The organism is Serratia sp. TSA_198.1 (genome assembly GCF_052686505.1).
Window position 1 is genome coordinate 450,097 of the sequence record NZ_JBQZFP010000002.1, and the last position, 24,595, is coordinate 474,691.

At 54.3% G+C, this 24,595-nt stretch carries 18 protein-coding genes; 8 read left to right on the forward strand and 10 right to left on the reverse strand.

The genetic code is table 11. From position 1 onward, the window contains the following. Window positions 1-20 precede the first annotated feature (20 nt). Window positions 21-1,457, reverse strand: coding sequence for a catalase KatA (gene katA, locus ACUTSW_RS13485; RefSeq protein ID WP_311991857.1), 1,437 nt, complete (start codon window positions 1,455-1,457; stop codon window positions 21-23). Window positions 1,458-1,791: 334 nt separating this feature from the next. Here katA and ACUTSW_RS13490 point away from each other — a divergent pair, with 334 nt between their 5' ends. Continuing rightward, on the forward strand, window positions 1,792-2,334 hold the full coding sequence (locus ACUTSW_RS13490; RefSeq protein ID WP_311993854.1) for a YfaZ family outer membrane protein: 543 nt from the start codon (window positions 1,792-1,794) through the stop codon (window positions 2,332-2,334). Window positions 2,335-2,384: 50 nt separating this feature from the next. Here the strand turns inward: ACUTSW_RS13490 and tyrP are convergent, their stop codons facing one another. Beyond that, window positions 2,385-3,593, reverse strand: a complete 1,209-nt coding sequence (gene tyrP, locus ACUTSW_RS13495) for a tyrosine transporter TyrP (RefSeq protein ID WP_442994749.1) — start codon at window positions 3,591-3,593, stop codon at window positions 2,385-2,387. Between the two features lie 242 nt (window positions 3,594-3,835). Here tyrP and ACUTSW_RS13500 point away from each other — a divergent pair, with 242 nt between their 5' ends. Then, a complete protein-coding gene (locus ACUTSW_RS13500) occupies window positions 3,836-5,032 on the forward strand; it encodes a nicotinamide mononucleotide deamidase-related protein YfaY (RefSeq protein ID WP_062868082.1) in 1,197 nt (398 codons plus the stop codon). A gap of 444 nt (window positions 5,033-5,476) precedes the next feature. Here ACUTSW_RS13500 and yfaE read toward each other — a convergent pair whose 3' ends face one another. From yfaE to ubiG, 4 genes are all read right to left on the reverse strand, one after another. After that, complete coding sequence (yfaE, locus tag ACUTSW_RS13505; protein WP_062868081.1) at window positions 5,477-5,737, reverse strand: class I ribonucleotide reductase maintenance protein YfaE; 261 nt, start codon at window positions 5,735-5,737, stop codon at window positions 5,477-5,479. A gap of 3 nt (window positions 5,738-5,740) precedes the next feature. Beyond that, on the reverse strand, window positions 5,741-6,871 hold the full coding sequence (nrdB, locus tag ACUTSW_RS13510; protein WP_006317935.1) for a class Ia ribonucleoside-diphosphate reductase subunit beta: 1,131 nt from the start codon (window positions 6,869-6,871) through the stop codon (window positions 5,741-5,743). Window positions 6,872-6,939: 68 nt separating this feature from the next. After that, window positions 6,940-9,228: a class 1a ribonucleoside-diphosphate reductase subunit alpha gene (gene nrdA, locus ACUTSW_RS13515; RefSeq protein WP_062868080.1), complete on the reverse strand. Its 2,289-nt coding sequence runs from the start codon at window positions 9,226-9,228 to the stop codon at window positions 6,940-6,942. A 429-nt stretch (window positions 9,229-9,657) separates the two neighbouring features. Next, the gene (gene ubiG / locus ACUTSW_RS13520) at window positions 9,658-10,383 is read right to left on the reverse strand and encodes a bifunctional 2-polyprenyl-6-hydroxyphenol methylase/3-demethylubiquinol 3-O-methyltransferase UbiG (protein ID WP_020439480.1); all 726 of its coding nucleotides are present in this window, start codon (window positions 10,381-10,383) and stop codon (window positions 9,658-9,660) included. Between the two features lie 212 nt (window positions 10,384-10,595). Here ubiG and gyrA point away from each other — a divergent pair, with 212 nt between their 5' ends. Beyond that, entirely contained in the window at window positions 10,596-13,247 is a 2,652-nt protein-coding gene (gyrA, locus tag ACUTSW_RS13525; protein WP_004947160.1) for a DNA topoisomerase (ATP-hydrolyzing) subunit A, read from the forward strand. A gap of 173 nt (window positions 13,248-13,420) precedes the next feature. After that, a complete protein-coding gene (rcsC, locus tag ACUTSW_RS13530) occupies window positions 13,421-16,291 on the forward strand; it encodes a two-component system sensor histidine kinase RcsC (RefSeq protein WP_445584628.1) in 2,871 nt (956 codons plus the stop codon). A 53-nt stretch (window positions 16,292-16,344) separates the two neighbouring features. Here rcsC and rcsB read toward each other — a convergent pair whose 3' ends face one another. The 3 genes from rcsB to ACUTSW_RS13545 are packed head-to-tail and all read right to left on the reverse strand — an operon-like array spanning window position 16,345 to window position 20,866. Beyond that, complete coding sequence (gene rcsB / locus ACUTSW_RS13535; protein WP_004947156.1) at window positions 16,345-16,995, reverse strand: response regulator transcription factor RcsB; 651 nt, start codon at window positions 16,993-16,995, stop codon at window positions 16,345-16,347. Beyond that, on the reverse strand, window positions 16,988-19,690 hold the full coding sequence (gene rcsD, locus ACUTSW_RS13540; RefSeq protein WP_445584629.1) for a phosphotransferase RcsD: 2,703 nt from the start codon (window positions 19,688-19,690) through the stop codon (window positions 16,988-16,990). Before rcsD ends, rcsB begins: the two co-directional genes overlap by 8 nt. Before the next feature lie 21 nt (window positions 19,691-19,711). Further along, window positions 19,712-20,866, reverse strand: coding sequence for an MFS transporter (locus tag ACUTSW_RS13545; protein ID WP_241921933.1), 1,155 nt, complete (start codon window positions 20,864-20,866; stop codon window positions 19,712-19,714). 422 nt (window positions 20,867-21,288) lie between these two features. On the opposite strand from ACUTSW_RS13545, the gene ACUTSW_RS13550 reads away from it, so the two are divergent. The 3 genes from ACUTSW_RS13550 (at window position 21,289) to ACUTSW_RS13560 (ending at window position 23,400) form a co-directional block, all read left to right on the forward strand. Further along, window positions 21,289-21,447 carry a hypothetical protein gene (locus tag ACUTSW_RS13550; protein ID WP_445584630.1) on the forward strand — a complete coding sequence of 53 codons (159 nt, stop codon included), beginning with the start codon at window positions 21,289-21,291 and terminating at the stop codon, window positions 21,445-21,447. A gap of 259 nt (window positions 21,448-21,706) precedes the next feature. Further along, window positions 21,707-22,825, forward strand: a complete 1,119-nt coding sequence (locus tag ACUTSW_RS13555) for a porin OmpC (RefSeq protein WP_062868075.1) — start codon at window positions 21,707-21,709, stop codon at window positions 22,823-22,825. Window positions 22,826-22,983: 158 nt separating this feature from the next. After that, window positions 22,984-23,400, forward strand: coding sequence for a VOC family protein (locus ACUTSW_RS13560; protein WP_004947147.1), 417 nt, complete (start codon window positions 22,984-22,986; stop codon window positions 23,398-23,400). Here the strand turns inward: ACUTSW_RS13560 and ACUTSW_RS13565 are convergent. Further along, on the reverse strand, window positions 23,394-23,972 hold the full coding sequence (locus tag ACUTSW_RS13565) for a TetR/AcrR family transcriptional regulator (protein WP_445584631.1): 579 nt from the start codon (window positions 23,970-23,972) through the stop codon (window positions 23,394-23,396). The genes ACUTSW_RS13560 and ACUTSW_RS13565 overlap by 7 nt on opposite strands. A gap of 113 nt (window positions 23,973-24,085) precedes the next feature. Between ACUTSW_RS13565 and ACUTSW_RS13570 the strand changes: the two genes are divergently transcribed. Next, window positions 24,086-24,553: a nuclear transport factor 2 family protein gene (locus ACUTSW_RS13570; protein WP_004947138.1), complete on the forward strand. Its 468-nt coding sequence runs from the start codon at window positions 24,086-24,088 to the stop codon at window positions 24,551-24,553. Window positions 24,554-24,595 lie beyond the last annotated feature (42 nt).

Below are 24,595 nucleotides of genomic sequence, written 5' to 3' on the forward strand. Positions count from 1 at the left end.
GTGGCGGTAAACAGGGCCGGTTATTTTAGCCCCAGCGCCCTGGCGACACCGGCGCCGTAGTCCGGGTGCACCTGGGTAAACAGATCGACCTGACGCCGCTGGATCTGTTCCGGCACCTGCGACAACTCACCGGCGATACGGGTGAACATGCGCTGGTGTTCTTCGGCGCTTAGCAGGTTGAACAGCGCGCGCGGCTGACTGAAATAATCCTTATCCTCGCGGTGATTCCAGTGATCGGCGGCACCTTCGATGCTCAACGGCGGTTCGCTGAAATCCGGTTGTTCCTGGAACAGGCCGAAGCTGTTCGGCTCGTAGGTCGCTCCGTTGCCGCTGTTGCCGTCCACGCGCATCGCGCCGTCGCGGTGATAGTTGTGGAACGGGCATTTGGCGCCGTTAACCGGGATTTGGTGATGGTTAACGCCCAGGCGGTAACGGTGCGCATCCCCGTAAGAGAACAGGCGACCCTGCAGCATTTTGTCCGGCGAGAAGCTGACGCCCGGTACCACGTTGGCCGGGTTCATCGCCACCTGTTCAACTTCCGAGAAATAGTTGTCCGGGTTGCGGTTCAGTTCGAAGAAGCCCACGTCGATCAGCGGGTAGTCTCCATGCGGCCATACCTTGGTCAGATCGAATGGGTTGTAGGGCGTTTGCGAGGCTTCGTGTTCGGGCATGATTTGAATTTGCAGCTTCCAGCGAGGGAAATCACCGCGCTTGATCGCGTCGAACAGGTCGCGCTGCGAGCTTTCGCGATCCTTGGCGATGATCGCTTCCGCTTCGTCATCCATCAGGTTTTCAATGCCCTGTTCGCAGCGGAAGTGGAATTTCACCCAGAAACGCTCGTTATTGGCATTGATAAAGCTGAAGGTGTGGCTACCGAAGCCGTGCATGTGGCGATAGGATTTCGGGATGCCGCGATCGCTGAAATCGATGGTCAATTGGTGCAAAGATTCCGGCAGATGGGAGAAGAAATCCCATTTGTACACCGGGTTGCGCAGGTTGGTGTGCGGATCGCGTTTTACTACGTGGTTAAGATCGGGGAACTTCAGCGGATCGCGCAGATAGAATACCGGCGTGTCGTTGCCTACCAGATCCCAGTTGCCTTCATCGGTGTAAAACTTCATGGCAAAGCCGCGAATGTCGCGTTCGGCGTCTGCTGCGCCGCGCTCACCGGCTACGGTGGAGAAGCGGATGAACATGTCGGTTTGCTTGCCGATTTCAGCGAAGATTTTTGCGCGGGTGTATTGGGTAATGTCATGGGTGACGGTGAAAGTGCCATAGGCGCCGGACCCCTTGGCGTGCATGCGGCGCTCGGGGATCACCTCGCGGTCGAAGTGGGCCAGTTTTTCCAGGAACCAGACGTCTTGCAGCAGCATCGGCCCGCGTTTTCCTGCGGTGATCACATTATTGTTATCGACAACCGGAGCGCCGGCTGCGGTGGTCAATCCTTTCTTGCTCATCACTTGCTCCTTATCGTATTGCCATTGAGTTAATGCTCGGGTGGCTTAAACGTTCATCATGATAGTTTTGCTGGGATCCTCTCTGGATTTTGATTAATGCCACTATCATTTGTAGATCTATTAGGCGACGACGGCAAATAGGTCTGAGTTATCGTTGACGTCGTCAGCGTGAATTTGCCTTTTACTTGCAAAACTTTACAATTATTTGATATCAGAAGGATTTTTAAGCCGTTATCCCTAAAAGACTCGTTGTACTTTGGTATAAACTCGGGGACGTATTATTACGGGTTGGTTCACATCATTCTGAACGGATGAAAAACGAGAGGGAAACATGATGAAAAAAACTTTGGTCGCGTGCGCAGCGGGTATGCTGTTTGTGACCGGTACGGCGAGCGCTATCAGCCTGTCGGGCGAAGCCGGGCAGCATTACACCAACCTCGGCTTCGGCCAGGACACCGGTAGCACCGGATTGGGGTTGTCGGGCAACTGGGCGCGCAGCGATCATAACGGCAACGTCGGCAGCCTGGGGCTGAATTTCGGTCTGCCGCTTGGACCGTTGACCGCTACGGTGGGCGGCAAGGCACTGTATCTGAGCCCGAAAGACGGCGATAACGGTGGCGCACTGGCGTTGGGCGGTGGCCTGGACTGGGCCATCAGCCGTTACTTCAGCCTGCATGGCGAGGGTTATTTTGCACCGGATTCGCTGACCAGCGGTGTGAAGGCGTATAACGAGGCCAGCGGCGGCCTGCGTTGGAATGTTTTCCGCCCGCTCAGCGTAGATGTGGGTTATCGCTACATAAAGATGGAAGGGAAAGACGGGCATCGTGACAACACGCTTGCCGATGGCCCGTATGTTGGAGTGGGTCTTAGCTTCTGATAGCAATAAAAAGGGGGCCAACCGGCCCCCTGATGTTACTGATAAATCTATTACCCAACCGCCGGCAAGATGCCGCTGGCAATGCCCAACTGAATGGCAATCACCGTAATCCCGCAGACAAACACCAGTGCCAGCGCCGGCGTGCCGCCCCAGACGCGGTATTGCGCCTGATGTCGTTGACGCGTCTTCCATACCAGCAATGACGGCAGCAACAGCGCCAGCACCGCCAACGCAATGGCGGCGAATCCCAGTGCCAGCACAAAGCCGCGCGGATAGAACAGAGCGAACGCCAGCGGCGGCAGGAAAGTGATGGCCCCGGTTTGCAGACGGCCGCGGACGTTGTTCTGACGTTTGCATAAATCGGCCAGGAAATCGAACAGCCCGAGCGCCACGCCGAGGAACGAAGTGGCCAGCGCCAGATCGGCAAACAGATGTACCGCCAACTCTACGTGCGGTGACGCCACCACGTCGCGTACCGCCTGCAACAGACCGTTCAGTCCCGCTTGTTGCGCCAGAATGCCGACGAAAGTGGTAGAACTGATGCTCCCCAGCGTGGCCAATTGCCAGAAGATATAGGCCACTAGCGGAATGGCGCTGCCGATGATGAACACCCAGCGCAGCTTGCGGATGTTGCCGCCCATGTAGTTAACGATGCTGGGTACGCTGCCGTGGAAGCCAAAAGAGGTAAAGATGACCGGAATGGCCGACAGCGCCAGCCCCTGTTCCAGCGGCAACGTCATCAGATTGGTGCGGTGAATATTCGGTAGCATCAGGCCCAGCATGACGATCAGAAACACCACTTTAGCGGTAAACAAAATGCGGTTAAACAGATCGACAGAATGGGTGCCGATGCAGACTACGCCACCAGCCACCAGAGTAAACAGTAATACGCCGAGCGTGGTGGGGAAATCCTGTGAAGTCCATTGGCTGATGCTGGCCGCCAGCAGTTCACCCGCACCGCTGATATAGGCGGCGGTCAGGGCGTACATCAGAAACATCATGCTGAAGCTGGTCAGCCATTGGCCGCCACCGCCAAGGTAGCGTTTCGCCAGGGTACCCAGGCCGGTATCCGCCTGTTCATGCTGATAAACTTCCACCAGCAACAGCGCGGTGTAACACATCAAGAGCCACAGCCCGACCAGCAAAGCCAGCGTGACGCCGAAACCTACGCCGGCCGCCGCCAGTGGCATCGCCAGCATCCCGGCACCAATGGTGGTGCCTGCCACGATAAAAACACTGCCCAGAGTGCGATTCTTCACTTTTTTCTCTACCAGCCAAAGATTTGGGAAAATTATAGATAACTAATTCTGAGTGCGGCAGGATAGTAGATTGACTATTTCGTGTCAAACATGCGTTACGGGTGGTGTTAAGTTATGTTTACATCCGTGCGGACCGCGCGGCACCGCAAAAATGCCTTCAACAGAAATTAACCTGTGATGCATAGTGAAAACTTATTTACGGGCTTCTATAGTGGAATGACTGGAAAATAAGGGAGAGATCAATGTTAAGGGTGGAGATGCTCAGCACCGGCGATGAGGTGCTGCATGGGCAAATTATAGATACCAACGCCGCCTGGCTGGCAGATTATCTGTTCCAGCAGGGCATGCCGATGAGCGGCCGTGAAACGGTGGGGGACAGTCTCTCCTCTCTGATCGAAACGCTGCAGGAACGCAGCCATATCGCTGATGTTCTGATCGTTAACGGCGGGCTGGGACCGACCAGCGACGATCTCAGCGCGCAGGCGGCGGCTACCGCCTGCGGCGTCGAGCTGGTTGAGCATGCTGAATGGATGGCGCGCATCGAGGCTTATTTTGCCGAGCGCGGCCGGCCGATGGCGGCTTCAAACCGCAAACAGGCGCAGATCCCGGCCAACGCCGAAATGCTCGATAACCCGGTTGGCACCGCCTGTGGTTTTGCGCTCAAGCTGAACAAGTGCACGATGTTTTTCACTCCCGGCGTACCTTCCGAATTCAAAGTGATGGTCGAGCAGCAAATCGTTCCCCGCCTGCGTCAAGGTTTTTCCCTGCCGGCACCGCCGCTGTGTCTGCGTTTAACCACCTTTGGCACCTCGGAAAGCGATCTGGCCACCGAGCTGGACGGCATGCCGTTGCCGCCGGAAGTGGTGCTCGGCTACCGTTCTTCCAGCCCGATCATTGAACTGAAACTGACCGGCCCGGAGAGCCAGCGCGCTGCGATGGAACAGGCATGGGAGCGAGTGCGTCAGGTGGCGGGTGAAAACACCATTTTTGAAGGCACGATAGGCTTGCCGGCGGCGCTGGCGCAGCGGTTAACCCAACAAGGGTTGAAGCTGGCGCTGAGCGAACAGTTCAGCGCCGGGTTGATCAATCTGCAATTGCAGAGCGAAGGCGCACCGTTGGCCGGTGGCGAGCTGTTGCCGTCGCACTGTGTGGAAACCCTGGAAACCACGTTGGCCCGCGCCCGCTCGTTGGCAGAGCTGGCAGGGGCGCAATTGGCGCTGGCGGTCAGCGCGATGAGTGAGGATCGGGTAAGCGTTGCTTTGCACACGCCGAAGGGGGGGATCGGCCAAAGGGTACGCTACCGGGCGGCGCGCCATGGCTTGCGTCTGCGGCAGGAATCGGTGGCGATGCTGGCGCTCGACATGCTGCGGCGCTGGCTGAACGGCGAACAGGTGTGCGGCAAAAACGGCTGGCTGGAGATCGTGGAAATCATCGAGTAAGGAATCGTTGGATTTAATGATATATCCCTTATTAATCATAATATTATAAGGGGTTATCTTGGTTGGGACAGGCTGTTACAATCGCTGCGGGTGCTTGAGACTGTTCGTCTTGAGCATAGTGTGGCAAGGCGGATAAGTGAAAGCCCCAAACTGACTCTCAATCAGAATGGGGCTGCACATACCGCCTAGACACCGGTAGGGTAGCCCCTTCATAGCAAGGAGGCAAGCATGCGGTTAAAGCATGTGTTTCACTCGTTACCTGTTGTATGTATTACTATTTTGCTATTCATACCCGTCGCCTTTCAAGCTGCAGCGTTGTTGGCTGCAGGTGCGCACCCCACTCACTTACCTAAGTAAGCTCCTGGGGATTTACACCCTTGCCGCCTAGCTGCAACTCGAAAGTCATAGGGTATATTCGGGGGGACTGAAGAATATTTTTGTAAATTATATTTCCAGCTCGATGTCCGTCAGCGGCATGCAGCAGCAGGGCAGGATCTCCCCGTCATTGATAAACGCCAGCGGCTGTTGGTGATAGGTCACTTCGCCTTTTACCAATTTCAGGCGGCAGGCGCCGCAATAGCCGGAGCGGCATTGGTATTCTACCTGCACGTCGTGCAGTTCCAGTACGTCGAGCAGGCAGCTTTCATTTTTCGGGCAGGATAACTGCGTGCCAGCGGCACGCAGTGTGATGAGAGGTGATGCCATCGCTTACAGTTCGAAGTCGCTCAGGTCGTCGGCATGCACTTCCGAGTCGATCTGACCAACCAGATAAGAGCTGACTTCCACTTCCTGCGGCGCAACTTGAACGTTGTCGGACACCAGCCAGGCGTTGATCCACGGGATAGGGTTAGAGCGGGTTTCGAACGGCAGGCCAAGGCCAACCGCCTGCATGCGGATGTTGGTGATGTATTCCACATACTGGCACAGAATGTCTTTGTTCAGGCCGATCATCGAGCCGTCGCGGAACAGGTATTCCGCCCACTCTTTTTCCTGTTGGGCTGCCAGCACGAACAGATCGTAGCACTGTTGCTGACACTCAACGGCGATTTCCGCCATTTCCGGGTCATCGGCACCGGAACGCATCAGATTCAGTATGTGCTGGGTGCCGGTCAGGTGCAGTGCTTCATCACGGGCGATCAGCTTGATGATTTTGGCGTTGCCTTCCATCAGCTCGCGTTCCGCAAAGGCGAACGAACAGGCGAAGCTGACGTAGAAGCGGATGGCTTCCAGCGCGTTCACGCTCATCAGGCAGATGTACAGCTGCTTTTTCAGCGCCCGCAGGTTAACGGTGACGGTTTTGCCGTTGACCTGATGGGTGCCTTCACCCAACAGATGATAGTAACCAGTCATCTCGATCAGATCGTCGTAATAGCCGGAAATGTCTTTTGCGCGCTTGAGGATCTCTTCGTTGGTAACGATGTCATCAAACACCAGTGCCGGATCGTTGACGATGTTACGAATGATGTGAGTATAAGAACGCGAGTGGATGGTCTCAGAGAATGACCAGGTTTCCACCCAGGTTTCCAGCTCAGGGATTGAGATCAGCGGCAGCAGGGCCACGTTCGGGCTACGGCCCTGGATGGAATCCAGCAGCGTTTGATACTTCAGGTTGCTGATGAAAATGTGCTTTTCATGTTCCGGCAGCGCCTGATAGTCGATACGGTCGCGGGATACGTCAACTTCTTCCGGACGCCAGAAGAAGGACAGCTGCTTCTCAATCAGTTTTTCGAAGATTTCATGTTTTTGCTGATCGAAACGCGCGACGTTAACCGACTGGCCGAAGAACATCGGCTCCAGCAGCTGGTTGTTTTTTTTCTGAGAAAATGTGGTGTAAGCCATAAGCCTGAATCCATCGTAACGTGGCTAAATGAAGGGGCCGGAAGAGTTCCGGCCCGCTGTGTCAAACATTAGATCTTGCAGGCGCCGCTTTCGCAGTCGTCGTCGCCGCCTTTGGCAGGCAACAAATCTTCCTGCACATCGTCCGCACCGTCACGGGTGTTCTGATAGTACAACGTCTTGACGCCAAACTTGTAGGTGGTGAGCAGGTCTTTCAACAACTGCTTCATCGGCACCTTGCCGGCCGGGAAACGGCTTGGGTCATAGTTGGTGTTGGCAGAGATCGACTGGTCGATAAACTTCTGCATCAGACCGACCAGTTGCAGGTAACCGTCGTTGTTCGGCATTTCCCACAGCAGCTCGTACTCGTTTTTCAGACGCTCATACTCCGGAACCACCTGGCGCAAAATGCCGTCTTTCGACGCTTTGATGCTGATGTGGCCGCGCGGCGGCTCAATGCCGTTGGTGGCGTTGGAAATCTGCGACGAGGTTTCCGAAGGCATCAGCGCAGACAGGGTAGAGTTGCGCAGGCCGGTTTCCTTGATCTCTTTACGCAGGGTTTCCCAGTCGTAATGCAGAGGTTCGTCGCAGATCGCATCCAGATCTTTCTTGTAGGTGTCGATCGGCAAGATGCCCTGAGAATAGGTGGTTTCATTGAACCACGGGCAGGCGCCTTGTTCCTGAGCCAGACGGTTCGACGCCTTCAGCAGGTAATACTGGATGGCTTCGAAGGTTTTATGGGTCAGGCTGTTGGCGCTGCCGTCGGAGTAGCGCACACCGTTCTTCGCCAGATAGTAGGCATAGTTGATCACGCCGATGCCCAGAGTACGGCGGCCCATGGCGCCACGGTAAGCGGCTTTGATCGGATAGTCTTGGTAGTCCAGCAGGGCGTCAAGCGCGCGCACCGCCAGGGTAGCCAGCTCTTCGAGATCGTCCAGGCTTTCGATGGCGCCCAGGTTGAAGGCGGACAGCGTGCACAGCGCGATTTCGCCGTTTTCGTCGTTGACGTCATCCAGCGGCTTGGTCGGCAGGGCGATTTCCAGGCACAGGTTGGACTGGCGCACTGGTGCGATCTGCGGGTCAAATGGGCTGTGGGTGTTGCAGTGGTCAACGTTCTGGATGTAGATACGGCCGGTAGAAGCGCGCTCTTGCATCATCAGTGAGAACAGTTCGACCGCTTTCACGCGTTTCTGGCGAATGCTGTCGTCTTTTTCGTACTGGGTGTACAGACGTTCGAATTCGTCCTGATTGGCGAAGAACGCGTCATACAGGCCCGGCACGTCAGACGGGCTGAACAGGGTGATGTCTTCGCCCTTGATCAGACGCTGGTACATCAGGCGGTTCAACTGCACGCCGTAGTCCATGTGACGCACGCGGTTGCCTTCAACGCCACGGTTGTTCTTCAGCACCAGCAGGCTTTCCACTTCCAGATGCCACATTGGGTAGAACAAGGTGGCTGCACCGCCACGCACGCCGCCCTGAGAACAGGATTTCACCGCGGTCTGGAAGTGTTTGTAGAACGGGATACAGCCGGTATGGAAAGCTTCGCCCCCACGGATCGGGCTGCCCAGCGCACGGATGCGGCCGGCATTGATGCCGATACCGGCGCGTTGCGAAACGTATTTCACAATGGCACTGGAGGTGGCGTTGATGGAATCCAGGCTGTCGCCGCACTCGATCAGCACGCAAGAGCTGAACTGGCGGGTTGGGGTGCGTACGCCGGACATGATTGGCGTAGGCAGCGAAATCTTGAAGGTGGAGATCGCGTCGTAGAAACGTTTAACGTAGTCCAGACGGGTTTCGCGCGGATAGTTGGAGAACAGGCACGCGGCGACCAGGATATACAGGAACTGGGCGCTCTCGTAGATCTCGCCGCTGACGCGGTTCTGCACCAGATACTTCCCTTCCAGCTGTTTGACGGCTGCGTAGGAGAAGTTCATATCACGCCAGTGATCGATAAAGGAGTCCATCTGCTCGAACTCTTCAGAGCTGTAGTCTTCCAGCAGATGCTTATCGTACTTGCCCATTTCGACCATGCGCGTCACGTGAGCGAGCAGCTTTGGCGGCTCGAACTGGCCGTAAGCTTTCTTGCGCAGGTGGAAGATGGCCAGACGTGCCGCCAGGTACTGATAGTCCGGCGCGTCGCGCGAAATCAGGTCGGCTGCAGCTTTGATAATGGTTTCATGAATATCGGCGGTTTTGATGCCGTCATAAAACTGAATATGAGAACGCAACTCTACTTGAGATACCGAGACGTTATTTAAACCTTCTGCGGCCCAGTCGATGACCCGGTGGATTTTGTCGAGGTTGATGCGCTCTTTACGGCCATCGCGTTTAGTTACAAGCAGACTTTGGTTCATGTGGTTGTCCGTATGATTCCCCCAAGCAGAAGTGTAGTCGCTCTGCTCAGTATGTAAACACTACATATAGGGGTTGTATGTCGGTGAGGTAACAAGATAGTGAGAAAACAGGGCGTTTGCAAGTGAACAAAACCGGCCTATTTTGTGGATAACTTGGGGGTGAAATTTGGCTTCCGGCCGTGAGTGCGCGCTGTGACTGGTGCGACGAGCTTGTCAATAAGCGTGATAAGAATTTCCTTAGATTCACAAAAATGTGATCGTTTGCCGCTTTATTAAACGTTAGAAAAAAACGTGATATTGATCTGATTTAATATTCTTAAAAACTGTTTACAACGGCGATTTTGATCGAAATCGTGAAAATAGGGCATTTATCCCGATTGAGATGCGCACCGGATCCGGCGGAGCCAGTCCCGGTGCGGGCTGAGATACTTACCCTTCGTGCTGAGTATGTACCATATAGTTCACATCAACGTTGCGGCCAAGCTTGAAATGGTCAGTGACAGGATTGTAATGCAGGCCAATCATGTGTTTTTCGCGCAGCGGCGTGCCGTCGACCCAGCCGATCAGTTCGGAAGGGCGGATGAACTTCTTGTGATCATGGGTGCCCTGCGGGACCATCTTCAGAATATATTCTGCCCCAATCACCGCCATCAACCAGGCTTTGGTGTTGCGGTTAATGGTGGAAAAGAACACATGGCCGCCCGGTTTCACCAGGTGAGCGCAGGCGCGTACCACCGAGGCAGGATCGGGAACGTGCTCCAGCATTTCCATGCAGGTCACCACGTCATACCGTTGCGGGTTGGCCTGTGCGTGGCTCTCCACCGTTTCTTGCACATAAGTGACGTCTACGCCGCTTTCCAGCGCGTGCAGTCGGGCCACTTGCAGCGGCTCTGCGCCCATGTCCAGCCCGGTCACCTGCGCGCCTTCAAGCGCCATGCTTTCCGCCAAAATGCCGCCACCGCAGCCCACGTCGAGCACCGTTTTGCCAAAAATGCCGCCGGCACGCTGCAGGATATAATTCAAGCGCAGCGGGTTGATGCGGTGCAACGGTTTGAATTCACCTTCCAAATCCCACCAGCGTGAGGCCACTGCCTCGAACTTGGCGATTTCCTGATGGTCAACGTTCTGCGTTTGGTTGGATGATTCTGCATTCATGGGCGTGTTTGGCTCCTTGTTCTCGTTGCGCGGATTATACATGTATCGGCGCAGCGTCGCCTGCGCCGATACATTTTTACCGCACATATATGCACAATTTCAGCGAAACAGCGGCGGTTATTTTCCCGTAAAGCGTGCTTTGTGATATAGTTTTACACCTTTGCCACTATGGCAGCGGGCAGATGAATCATTAGTAGAGGGATAGCAGCTCCATGAGCGACCTTGCCAGAGAAATCACACCGGTAAACATCGAAGACGAGTTAAAAAACTCGTATCTGGATTACGCGATGTCCGTCATTGTCGGACGTGCGCTGCCAGATGTTCGTGATGGACTGAAGCCGGTGCACCGCCGCGTTCTGTTCGCGATGAGTGTATTGGGTAACGACTGGAATAAACCATACAAGAAATCGGCCCGTGTCGTCGGGGACGTGATCGGTAAATACCACCCACACGGTGACAGCGCGGTATACGACACCATCGTGCGTATGGCTCAGCCGTTTTCACTGCGCTATATGCTTGTGGACGGTCAGGGTAACTTCGGCTCCGTCGACGGCGACTCCGCCGCGGCGATGCGTTATACCGAAGTACGCATGTCCAAAATTGCTCACGAATTGCTGGCGGATCTGGAAAAGGAAACCGTCGACTTCGTGCCTAACTATGATGGCACCGAGCAGATCCCGGCCGTCATGCCAACCAAGATCCCGAACCTGCTGGTTAACGGCTCGTCGGGCATCGCTGTGGGCATGGCCACCAACATTCCGCCGCATAACCTGTCTGAGGTTATCAACGGCTGCCTGGCTTATATCGATGATGAAAACATCAGCATCGAAGGCCTGATGGAACACATACCGGGGCCGGACTTCCCGACGGCGGCGATCATCAACGGTCGCCGTGGTATCGAAGAAGCCTACCGTACCGGGCGCGGTAAAATCTACCTGCGCGCTCGTGCCGAAGTAGAAACCGACGCCAAAACCGGCCGCGAAACCATTATTGTTCACGAAATCCCGTATCAGGTGAACAAAGCGCGTCTGATCGAGAAGATCGCCGAGCTGGTAAAAGAAAAACGCGTGGAAGGCATCAGCGCGCTGCGTGACGAGTCCGACAAAGACGGCATGCGTATCGTGGTTGAAATCAAACGCGACGCGGTCGGCGAAGTGGTACTGAACAATCTGTATTCGCTGACTCAGCTGCAGGTCACTTTCGGCATCAACATGGTGGCATTGCATCAGGGCCAGCCAAAACTGTTGAACCTGAAAGACATTCTGCAGGCGTTTGTCCGCCATCGCCGTGAAGTGGTGACCCGCCGTACCATCTTCGAACTGCGTAAAGCCCGTGACCGCGCCCATATTCTGGAAGCGTTGGCCATCGCGCTGGCGAACATCGATCCGATCATTGAACTGATCCGTCGTGCGCCGACCCCTGCGGAAGCTAAAGCCGGGTTGGTTGCTCAAGCCTGGGATCTGGGCAATGTGGGCGCGATGCTGGAACGTGCCGGTGACGACGCGGCCCGCCCTGAGTGGCTGGAGCCGGAGTTTGGCATCCGTGACGGCAAATACTACCTGACCGAGCAACAGGCTCAGGCGATTTTGGATCTGCGTCTGCAGAAACTGACCGGCCTGGAGCATGAAAAGCTGCTGGACGAGTATAAAGAGCTGCTGACTTTCATCGCTGAGCTGATCTTTATTCTGGAAAACCCCGATCGTCTGATGGAAGTGATCCGCGAAGAACTGGTGGCTGTCAAAGAGCTGTACAACGACGGACGTCGCACCGAGATCACCGCCAACACCTCAGATATCAATATCGAAGACCTGATCAACCAGGAAGACGTGGTCGTTACGCTGTCGCACCAGGGCTATGTGAAATATCAGCCGCTGAGCGACTATGAAGCGCAACGCCGTGGCGGTAAAGGCAAGTCAGCCGCACGTATTAAAGAAGAAGACTTTATCGATCGTCTGTTGGTGGCCAACACCCACGATACGATCCTGTGCTTCTCCAGCCGTGGCCGCCTGTACTGGATGAAGGTGTATCAGTTGCCTGAAGCCAGCCGTGGCGCACGCGGTCGTCCAATCGTCAACTTGCTGCCGCTGGAAGCCAATGAGCGTATCACCGCCATTCTGCCGGTGCGCGAGTATGAAGAAGGGCGTCACGTGTTTATGGCAACCGCCAGCGGCACCGTGAAGAAAACCGCTTTGACCGAGTTCAGTCGTCCGCGCAGCGCCGGCATCATCGCAGTCAACCTCAATGAGGGCGATGAGCTGATTGGTGTTGACCTGACCGACGGCAGCAACGAAGTCATGCTGTTCTCCGCCAACGGTAAAGTGGTGCGCTTCCCGGAAACGCAGGTGCGTTCAATGGGCCGTACCGCTACCGGTGTTCGCGGTATCAACCTGGGTGAAGGCGATGGCGTCATTTCCCTGATCGTCCCGCGCGGTGAAGGCGATATCCTGACCGTGACCCAGAATGGCTACGGCAAACGTACCGCAGTCACCGAATACCCGACCAAGTCGCGCGCTACCCAAGGGGTAATCTCCATCAAGGTGAGCGAGCGTAATGGTCAGGTTGTCGGCGCGGTACAGGTGGAAACCACCGATCAGATCATGATGATCACCGATGCCGGTACGTTGGTGCGTACCCGCGTGTCGGAAGTCAGCGTGGTCGGCCGTAATACCCAGGGTGTTACGCTGATCCGTACTGCGGAAGACGAGAACGTCGTCGGTCTGCAGCGCGTTGCCGAGCCGGTGGAAGACGAAGAATTGGACAGCCTTGAGCCGGGCGCGGAAGAAGCGGAAGAAGACGCCGCACCGCTGGACGACGCTGACGATGATTCTGAAGCCGCAGATGATGCGGAAGACGACAACGCCTAAGCGGTAGGGGGGCGGCGGCGCGATGCTGACCCCTGATCGTACAGATGCAAACAGGGCCTGGCAGCGATGCTAGGCCCTTTTTCAGTTCTATGGTTTAATTGCCGTGCCAAAATCAGCGATCCCGACCCTGAGGCGAATGCGCTGGCCGCCACTTAATTTTTCATGGTATCCGATTGAAATATTTAGCTTCTTTTCGCACCACGTTAAAAATATCCCGCTATCTGTTCCGGGTGCTGGCGATTATGCTGTGGTCGCTGGGCGCGCTGCTCACAACCTTCTATATCCTGAATATCCTGAACGACAAAGAGACGGACATCCGGCAAGAATACAGCCTGGATTTCGATCAGGCGCAGGGTTATATCCGTCATTCTGCCGATATTATCCGCGATATCAAATATATGGCGGAAAATCGCCTTAACGGCTCGGTCAGCAGTCTGGACATGTTCGGTGGGATATTTTCCGCCAAGAACAGCACGCCGGAGTTTCTTCCGCTGTATCCGGAGTCCAACTGTTCGCTTAACACCACTTACCGCAGTTCGCTCAATTCGCTGAGTGGGCTGATCCAGTATTGGAAAGAGAATTTCGTCGCGGCCTACGATCTCAACCGGGTTTTTTTCATCGGCGGCGATAGCCTGTGCATGGCGGAGTTCGGTGGCGGCAATGCCGTGCCTAACCGCGAGAACGTGTTGAAATCGCTGCATGAGCGCATCCTTAAATACCGCAACGCCAAAAATCAGGATAAAGATAATAACCTGTACTGGATCAGCCCAAGCCAGCAGCGGCCGGATGTCGGCTATCTGTATGTGCTGACGCCAATCTATATTGGCAACAAGCTGGAGGCTCTGCTGGGCATAGAGCAGACCATTCGCCTGGAAGATTTCGTCACTGCAGGCAACTTGCCGATTGGCGTGACACTGCTGGATGAGAATAACGAACCGATATTGCGTCTGGCGGAAGGGGAACGTGCTGCCGCGATGCTCGATAGCTACCCGGATGCGCATACCTATTTTGGTTATGACGATAATTACCGCCATCTGATTATGAAGAAGGTGCTACAGCCTTCGTCGCTCAGCATTGTTTATGCCTTGCCGGTAAAGAGTGTGGTCGAGCGTTTCAAGATGCTGATCCTCAATGCGTTGCTGCTGAACCTGTTGTCGGCCATTGTGTTGTTCACCCTGGCCTGGCTGTTTGAACGTAAAATGTTCCTGCCGGCGGAGAATAATGCCTTCAGGCTGGAAGAACATGAACAGTTCAACCGCAAGATCGTCGCCTCGGCGCCGGTAGGGATCTTGATTCTGCGCATCAGCGACGGCACCAATATTCTGAGCAATGAGTTGGCGCATAACTACATCAATTTGCTGACCCACGAAGACCGTGACCGCATTACGCGCATTATCTGCGAACAGCAGGTGAATTTTGTCGACGTGATGACCAGCAATAACAATAATCTGCAAATCAGCTTCGTTCACTCCCGCTACCGTAACGAGGATGTGGCGATCTGCGTGCTGGTAGACGTCAGCGCTCGCGTGAAAATGGAGGAGTCGCTGCAGGAGATGGCGGCGGCGGCGGAACAGGCCAGTCAGTCCAAGTCGATGTTCCTGGCGACTGTCAGTCACGAACTGCGCACCCCGTTATACGGCATTATCGGTAACCTCGATTTACTGCAAACCAAGGCGTTGCCGCAGGGCGTTGACCGTCTGGTCAATGCGATGAACAACTCGTCCGGGCTGTTGTTGAAGATCATCAGCGACATTCTGGACTTCTCCAAAATTGAATCCGAGCAGTTGAAAATTGAGCCGCGCGAATTTTCCTGCCTGGAGGTGATCACCCACATCGCAGGCAACTATTTGCCGCTGGTGGTGAAGAAGCGGCTGGGGCTGTACTGTTTTATCGAACAAAACGTGCCGGAGCGTATTTCCGGCGATCCCGTGCGGTTGCAGCAGGTTTTGTCCAACCTGTTAAACAACGCGATTAAGTTTACCGACACCGGCTGCATCATCCTGCAAGTCTGCACGCGCAGCAGTTATCTGGAATTCAGTGTTCGCGATACCGGCGTTGGGATTCCGGAAAAAGAGATTACCCGTTTGTTTGACCCTTTCTTCCAGGTGGGCAGCGGTGTGCAGCGCCATTTCCAGGGGACCGGGTTGGGGCTGGCGATTTGTGAAAAACTGATCAATATGATGGATGGCGATATCGCCGTTGAATCAGAGCCGGGGTTGGGAAGCCTGTTTACCATACGTATCCCGCTGTTTAACGCCCAATTCCCGATCCCGCAGGCCAGTGATACCTGGCAAGGCAAAACCCTGTGGCTGAGCATTCGCAATCAGCGGCTGGAAAGCTATCTGATGGAGATCCTTGGCGGTTATGGCGCTACGGTGCTACGCCATCAGGGGCAGGACACCGCTGCAGGGGAGGTGATGCTCAGCGACTATCCGCTGATGGTCAATACGCCGCTGCTGGCGCAGATCCAGTTTTCCATCGAGCACATTGGCCCGTCGCAGGAAACCCGGCCGGGTTACTGGATGCATAGCACCTCAACGCCGCGCGAAACCTTGGCGTTGCTCAATCGGCTGTTTGGCACCAGCACTGAAAGCGGCAGCACCCTGATGCAATTGCCGTTACCGGTCAAAGCCAGCACGGTGGACAACGGCGATATTCATCTGTTGGTGGTGGATGATCATCCAATTAACCGTCGGTTGCTTTCCGACCAGCTCGGCTCGCTGGGTTATCAGGTGGTTACTGCCAACGATGGGCTCGATGCACTCGATGTGTTGAATCGCAATACCGTCGATATCGTGCTGACCGACGTCAACATGCCAAATATGGACGGTTATCATCTGACCCAGCGCCTGCGCCAGCAGCACTTTACCTCTCCGGTGATTGGCGTGACGGCGAATGCCCTGGCGGAGGAGAAACAACGCTGCATGGAGGCGGGAATGGATAACTGCCTGTCGAAACCGGTCACGCTGGAAACCCTGGAGCAGACATTGGCGTACTACAGCCAGCAGGTGCGCCGCCTGCGCGCCGAGTCGGGGGATGCCTAGAAAGCAAAAGGGCGCGGCATACAATGCCGCGCCCTCGGTTAACCGTGACGGTTTTACTCTTTATCCAGCGGTGCCATGCTGACGGAGGAGAGGTAGTTGAGCAGCGCGATATCGTTTTCGACACCCAGCTTCATCATGGCCGATTTCTTCTGGCTGCTGATGGTTTTGATGCTGCGGTTGAGTTTCTTGGCGATCTCGGTCACCAGGAAACCTTCGGCGAACAGGCGCAAAACTTCGCTCTCCTTCGGAGACAGACGCTTATCACCGTAGCCGCTGGCGCTGATTCTCTCCAGCAGTTTGGAGACGCTTTCCGGCGTGAATTTTTTGCCTTTTTGCAACGCGGCCAGCGCTTTCGGCAGGTCGGTTGGCGCACCCTGTTTCAACACGATGCCTTCGATGTCCAGATCCAACACGGCGCTCAAAATTGCCGGGTTGTTGTTCATGGTCAGAACGATGATCGACAATTGCGGATAATGACGTTTGATGTATTTGATCAGCGTGATGCCGTCGCCATATTTATCACCCGGCATCGAAAGGTCGGTGATCAGTACGTTAGCGTCCAGTTTGGACAGATTGTTGATCAGCGCTGTCGAGTCTTCAAACTCCCCAACGACATTCACCCATTCAATTTGCTCAAGTGACTTCCGGATGCCAAACAGTACGATAGGATGGTCATCAGCAATAATTACGTTCAGGTTATTCATGTTGTTGGCTACCTTGCTGCAGCAGTCTACTGACGAAAAAATCAATCTGACTGATGTTATTCTCGATCTTGAGCGCATCACCGTCTGCGATGTGCTGTTCTAACGATTCACACAGTTGCTTGCCGGGAAGCAGATTTAACATGGCAAACACGCCTTTCAGGCGGTGTGCTGTCTGTGACAGAGCATTGAAATCACTGCTGCCCGCCTCAGTATACAGTTTTTTGACATCATCGGGTACTGTATCAACGAACAGGCCATAGTAATCACTTGATTTCAATTGTTTTTCATAGAGTTGGATGTCATCGGCGGTCAGTGATAGCGCGATTTCTTCCTGTTCCAGAGCGGCCATTTGCTGTTCGATCAGCATCAGCACGGCGTCTATCATTGCGCCACTCAGGTTATAGTTTACCCGAATATAACGCTTTTCAAGCTGTTGCCACCCGGCCTCATCGCTGGCCAGCAGCAGGGTATAGTCGTCGGCCCTTTGCGGATTATCGGTCAGCAGCACGTCGTAGTCGCGATTAACCTGGCGGTCGTCGGCAATGATGCAGCTCGCGCCATAGGCATGCAGCAAGGTGGTGACGATACCGCGCACCTCTTCGGACGTGATGTCCAGCAGCGCGGTCACGCCGTCGAGCAGTTTCTCCTGCGCTTCGGTGTCCTTTTTCTCCATTTCCATCGGCACGCGGATGGTATAGCGAGTCCCGATGTCTACCTTGCTGCGGATGTCCAACTGTCCGTTGAGCTTTTTGCACAGCTGGTTGCACAGGAAGAAGGTGAGGCCAGAACCATGATTAAAGCGATCCACCAACGTTTGGCTGAGGAACGGATAGTTCAGGTTGCTGATTTCTTCGTTGGAAATGCCCGAACCTGTATCATTGATATGGAATACCAGGCGATCCTGGTGTTCCGGCTCATGGTCGATCACCAGCGAAATCTTGCCGCAAGCGGTAGTGATGATGGCGTAATGGACCAGCAGTGAGATCACTTTGCGCAGCGCGTTGGCGTCGCCGATATAGTGCTGTTCAACGTCAAGATTGACATGGTTGAACAACGACAGACCTTTTTGATTGATGGCCGGCAAGGCTTCCAGCAGCAGCTCATCTATCAGAGCGGCAGGGTTGAAAGGCTGGCGCGAAGGCTGCCAGTCCTGGGTTTCCAGGCGGGTAAGCAAGGTGATGTTCTCGATCAACCCCAACACCGATGCCGATTCCTCGACCAATTGGTTCAGCAGCGTCTGTTGCTGTTCCTCATCCGGCTGGGTGCGCAGGCGATCGGCCAGATCGTGCATTTGGCGCACCGGTTGGTTCAGTTCGATACCCAGGTTATGCAGCATCAGTTTACGCGCCTGCACGTTTTTATCGTATTCGCGGCGGGCCTGCTGCAACCTTTTATTCACCATCACTTCCTTGTCCTGATCGTTGAGCAGGAACAGGTAAGTTTCCGGCGATAGCTGGCTGCGGAAGATGCGAATTTCGTACACCTCATTGTTGACCGTTGCCTGAATGACGCCGTGATGTTGCTCGGCCATATGGGCGATTTTTTGCAGGCTGAGGTGGGGCAGCAGATGTTGGGCAATTTTATTGCTGGCGATCACCGTATTGCTGGCGAAGCTGTACACCAGCAGGCCGGAAGGCAGGCTGGCAATGATTTCCTGATTCAGCGCACGTTCGGCCTCCAGTTCAACCGCCATGCTTTCGCTCGGCCGGATGTACTGACGACGAATAGAGTAAATGCCGATCATCGACAGCACCAACAGCAGCAGATTGATGGCGACCAACCACACATTGTTACGCAGCAGGTCAATCGCCAGGTTCAGGGCCGATACGCGGTAAACCACTTTCAGCGGCGCATTCGGCAGCGGAGCGCTGAACTCCACCCAACTGGAGGTCAAGGATACGCTGGCGTTGGTGGTCGTTTCCACCGGCAGAGTGTTGTCGTCCAAATCGATATCATCGGGCTGCAACATAAAGTTGGAACGCGCCATATTAATCGGAATGATGTCGTTGATCGGCAGATCGAAAGCAATGACCGTAGCCAGGTGCCCCGGCTGATTAAAAGTGGTGCGGATTGAAAATGAGTAGGCGTTTTGGAAGCGCTGTTTGCGCAAGCTGGAGAAACTTTCCCGTTCGTCGAGCATGTTGGCCTGTTGCAGCATTTCTGCCCGACGATCCTCCGCCGACGACGTCAGGTAGCTTTCCCTGAAGCGTGAGGCCAGCTCTTTCAGCGGTTGAGTGGTGATCAGGCTCAGGCTGTTATCCTGGCCATTAAGATAATACATGGCGTAGCTTTCAGATTTGGCGCCCCAACGGGTATCCAGGTAATCCGAAATTCTGGCGATCATGGCCAGTGTGCTGTCGTCGTGGCTGCCAAAAATCACCGCATCGGTTTTTTTGTGCGGTTTCTCTACATAATAGACGTCCGGGCGTAGCCGGGTTTCCTGCAAGCTGGGATCGGGACTTAAAGAAGAGACCGTGCCGAACTTATCGTAGATCTGGTAGGTGATATAGCGATAGTTGTCTACGCGTTTTTGCAGGCCGTTGGCGATGCTGTTCAGCGCGTACTTTTTCTCCGCCAGCCAGGCGTTGGTGTAGTTGTAGCCATACAGGCCGATGGCAATCGTCAGCAGGACGGTAAATAACAGGAAGAAGCGGGTAATATTGCTTGAGCTAATCGTCAGTTGTTTGTTTTGCATAGTTGACTGCACATTCCTGAATCAACGGGTTACGGCTCTGGCGCTGGCGGTAACCGCCAGGAGTAATACGGCGACGCAGGCAAAAGCCACCGTCAGGTTGAAGAACTGGGCGATGAAGCCAATCAGCGCCGGCCCGGCGAGAATGCCGGCATAGCCTACGGTAGTCACTGAAGCGATGGCCAGGTTTGCCGGCATATCATGTTGGTTGCCCGCCGCGCTGAACAGGATCGGCACCACGTTGGAAGCGCCCAATCCAACCAGCATAAAGCCAACCAGCGAAATCATCGCGTTGTTGAAGACAATCGCCAGGCTCAGGCCAATGGCCGCGCAGAGGCTGCCGAGCAACAGCACCTTATACCTGCCCAGGGAGTTCACCACGCGATCGCCATTCAGCCTGCCGATGGTCATGGCAATGGAAAACAGCGCGTAGCCTAAACCGGCCTGGCTGCTTGCTACGCCGCGCAGGGTGGTGAGGAACAGGGCGCTCCAGTCGAGCATTGAACCTTCCGCCAGGAACATGATAAAGCACAGGATGCCGATAAACATCACCCAGCCGCGCGGCAGCACGAACAGGGGCCCACCTTCTTCGCCACCGCTCTCGCGCAGTAAATTGCGACTGGCGAGCGCCAGCAGGGCTGCAATGGTCAGTACGATAATCAGCGTTGCCAACAAGGGCGACAGCCCGAGCCACAACACCACGCTGACACCGCCGGCACCGGCTATGCCGCCGACGCTGAAGAAACCATGAAAGCCGGACATCATCGCCTTGCCGCTGGCGCGCTCGACCACCACGGCCTGCACATTCATCGCTACGTCGATCATGCCGATAGCTGCGCCAAACAGCAACAAGGCCAGCGCCATGCCGCCGGTGCTGTCCATCAGCGCCAGCAAGGGTAAATCAATGCACAATGCCAGGCCGGCGAGCAGGATCACCGGTCGGCAACCCAACCTACCGGTCAGATAACCGGTCAGCGGCATGGCCAGCATGGAACCGGCGCCGATGCACAGCAGCAGCAAACCCAGCGACCCATCATCAATACCGATACGTGCTTTGGCAAAGGGCACTAGCGGTGCCCAGGCGGCCATGCCGAAACCGGCGACAAAAAAGGCCAGGCGCGTGGCAATCTGTGCCGGGACACCGGGTTTTTGCTGTTCATTGCACAGGGTAGAAGTCATGTGGGCATCAGAATCTGTTATGGAAGTGCTGATTGAAAGTAATGGACTGTTTTTATCACAATCCGCGATCCGGGTCGAAAGGATTCGCGCTGCCGTCGGGGGGCATCGGCCAGGGCGGAGGGCTGCTATAGCGTTTCATCGGATTGAAATATCTTCGACCGTCTTCTTGTTGCAGGACATTTTTTGCTGTCTGGTAGACAAATGGGTTGAGCGTAGGTCGTGCTGAAAAAAAACGCCATTTAAGCAATCGAATACTTTTTAAATAATGCGATTAAACTGCAGTCAATGAGAAATGTTAGCGATTTGTGCTGCAGTTAATTAGGGTAATGATATCGATGGGTTATTATTTCTTGGCAAAAAATGCGATTGAAGAAGGGTTTCGGTGCATGAAGAAATAAAAAACCGGCCAGAAGCCGGTCGAAATGGATAAAAATTATCGTATAGATAATGAAGGTAATAATGAAAATAATGATGATAGCGGCGCAATTATAGCGCCAGTTGGATGGGATGCTTTTGGCACAATGTGCTTATTGTTGATCACTTTTGTATGGCTATCTTTTTTTTCTTATATTTTTGTATAACCTAATGATTTTATATTAATTAATGTATTTTTTATCATTATGTGCTGTATTTGTTTTGTCTGTAATGTTTTGTGGAAGTTCGCGCATATTTACATTTTGAATCATTTGTTAATTATAATGAAACACTATTGGGTACTTGGTATCATTTTCTTTCTGGATTAATATAACCCCTGTTACCAGAATGGTAATGCACAGTCGTGCTAATAATGCTCAGAAGGGCAGTGGCCATAGCTCGACATAATTAATGAGGATAATAACGATGAAACTTCGAGTACTCTCTCTGATAGTACCCGCCCTGCTGGTTGCAGGCACTGCAGGCGCGGCGGAAATTTACAACAAAGACGGAAATAAACTGGATTTGTTCGGTAAAATCGATGGTCTTCACTATTTCTCCGACAACAAGAATTCCGACGGCGACCAGTCTTATATGCGTTTTGGTCTGCGCGGCGAAACCCAAATCAGCGATCAACTGACCGGTTATGGCGAGTGGGAATATCAGGCGAACCTCAATCGTGCGGAAAGTGAAGATAACAATAACTTTACCCGTGTCGGTTTCGCCGGTCTGAAATTTGGCGACTACGGCTCGCTGGATTACGGCCGTAATTACGGCGTACTGTATGACATCGGTGCATGGACCGACGTTCTGCCGGAGTTCGGCGGTGACACCTACGGGGCAGATAACTTCATGTTCCAGCGCACCAACGGCGTGCTGACCTACCGTAATACCGGCTTCTTCGGCCTGGTCGATGGCCTGAACTTTGCCCTGCAATATCAGGGTAAAAATGACAGCGCGACCGAATCCAATAACGGTCGCGACGTGCTGGCGCAGAACGGTGACGGTTATGGCATGTCTGCGTCCTACGATCTGGGCTATGGCATCAGCGCTGCAGCCGCTTACTTCTCTTCCGATCGTACGAACGACCAAAATGGTGTGAACGGCAACTACAGCAATATTCTCGGCCGTGGCGATAAAGCCGAAGCTTACAGCGGCGGTCTGAAATATGACGCCAACAACGTTTACCTGGCGGCGATGTACACCCAGTCTTACAACGCTACCCGTTTCGGCAGCAGTGGCAGCACTGTTTACGGCTACGCCAACAAAGCGCAAAACGTCGAAGTTGTTGCACAGTACCAGTTTGACTTTGGCCTGCGTCCGTCCGTGGCTTACCTCCAATCGCGAGGCAAGGACATCGACCGAGGTTACGGCGATCAGGATTTGATGAAGTATGTTGACGTGGGTGCGACTTACTACTTCAACAAAAACATGTCCACTTACGTTGATTACAAAATCAACCTTCTGGATGACAACAATTTCACCAAAGCTGCTGGCATCAACACCGACAACGTGGTTGCCTTGGGTCTGGTTTACCAGTTCTAAGCAACAAAGTGTGAAAGTGACCACGCGGCCTCCGGGTCGCGTTTTTTTTTGCCTGCGATTAGGCACAAATGGATATTTGCCCGGCACGGATTGCTATTTCACCGCCCCCTTGTGTGACTAAGCTCTACCTATATAGATAGACACCTCAGGAGGTTAGTATGGAGCTCAGCATAGATCGGGTTATTGAAACGGTCCTGTATGTGCGCGATATCGAACGCGCCAACACTTTTTACCAACAGGTGTTAAAGCTGCCGGCGATGGTGGCCAACGAGCGTTTTCGTGCCTACAACGTGGGCGAACAAAGCGTATTGCTGCTGTTTATTGAAGGCGACTCGCTTAAGGGGGCACATTATCCGGAAGGGTATATTCCTCCGCATGACGGCAACGGGCCATTGCATATCGGGCTGGCGGTGGCGAAAGAACAGTTACCGCATTGGGAGCAGCATCTGACGGCGCATGGTATAGAGATAGAAGGGCGGATGACCTGGGAACACGGCGGGGAGAGTATTTATTTCCGCGATCCCGACGGCCACCTGCTGGAGCTGGTGACGCCGGGGATCTGGGCCAATTATTGATCGAGCCAGGCTAGCGCCAACGCCTCAAGCATTCCACTCATCAGCAGCAATGTCTGTTGTGGTTGCTGCTCAATTTGCACTTTGACGATCGCCCCGTCTATCAACATTGCCAGCATTGCCGCTTGCTGTTCCTGCCGCGGGCCGACAGGCAGGCGGCGTGCAATTGCGTCGGCCATCTGCTCTTTGTGCTGCCGTGCAATGTTCAGACTTTCCGGCAGCATATCCGCTAATTCCACCGCCGTATTGATAAAAGCGCAACCGCGGTAGTGCGGATCGTTGAACCATTCCGCAAGGCAGGGCGTTAAAGCAGACAGCACATTGCCTTGCTCTGCAACATGCCGTTCCAGGGATTGGTTAAACCAGGCCAGCCACTGCTCATGGCGATTGGCTAAAAACGCTGCGATCAGATCGTTCTTGCTGGGGAAGTGCCGATAAAACGTCACTTTTGTTACGCCAGATTCGCTGATGATGCGATCGATACCGGTCGCGCGCACACCTTCACGGTAAAACAGATCGTGCGCCGTCAGCAGGATACGCTGGCGCGCAGGCAGAATGCTGGTTGTAACAGACATCAGAGCACCTCATAAATTATTTATCGGATCGATTGTAGACAACTCTGTCTACATGCGCTAGCTTAATTAAGTAGACAAACCTGTCTACTTAATCCTAAGCCCAGAGGTGAACAATGAGCATTAAACCCCCGTTACCGCCATTTACCCGTGAATCAGCCATCGAGAAAGTCCGTTTGGCGGAGGATGCCTGGAACAGCCGCGATCCTGAACGTGTATCTCAGGTTTATTCTGTAGATACCCATTGGCGCAATCGGGCTGAGTTCGTTGATGGCCGGGAGGCGGTCTGCAAGTTCTTGCAGCGCAAGTGGGCTAAAGAGCTGGAGTACCGGTTGATTAAGGAGCTTTGGGCGTTCGATGGCGCGCGTATCGCAGTGCGGTTTGCCTATGAATGGCGTGATGATTCTGGCAACTGGTACCGCAGCTTTGGCAACGAGAACTGGGAGTTTAATCCGGACGGCCAGATGATTAACCGGCATGCCTGTATCAACGATATGCCGATCCGTGAACAGGACCGTCAATTCCATTGGCCGCTTGGCCGCCGACCGGATGATATTCCGGCCCTGAGTGACTTTGGCTTCTGATCGCGTTTACTGATAATAGGTCCGCAGTTCTAGCCTGTCGCG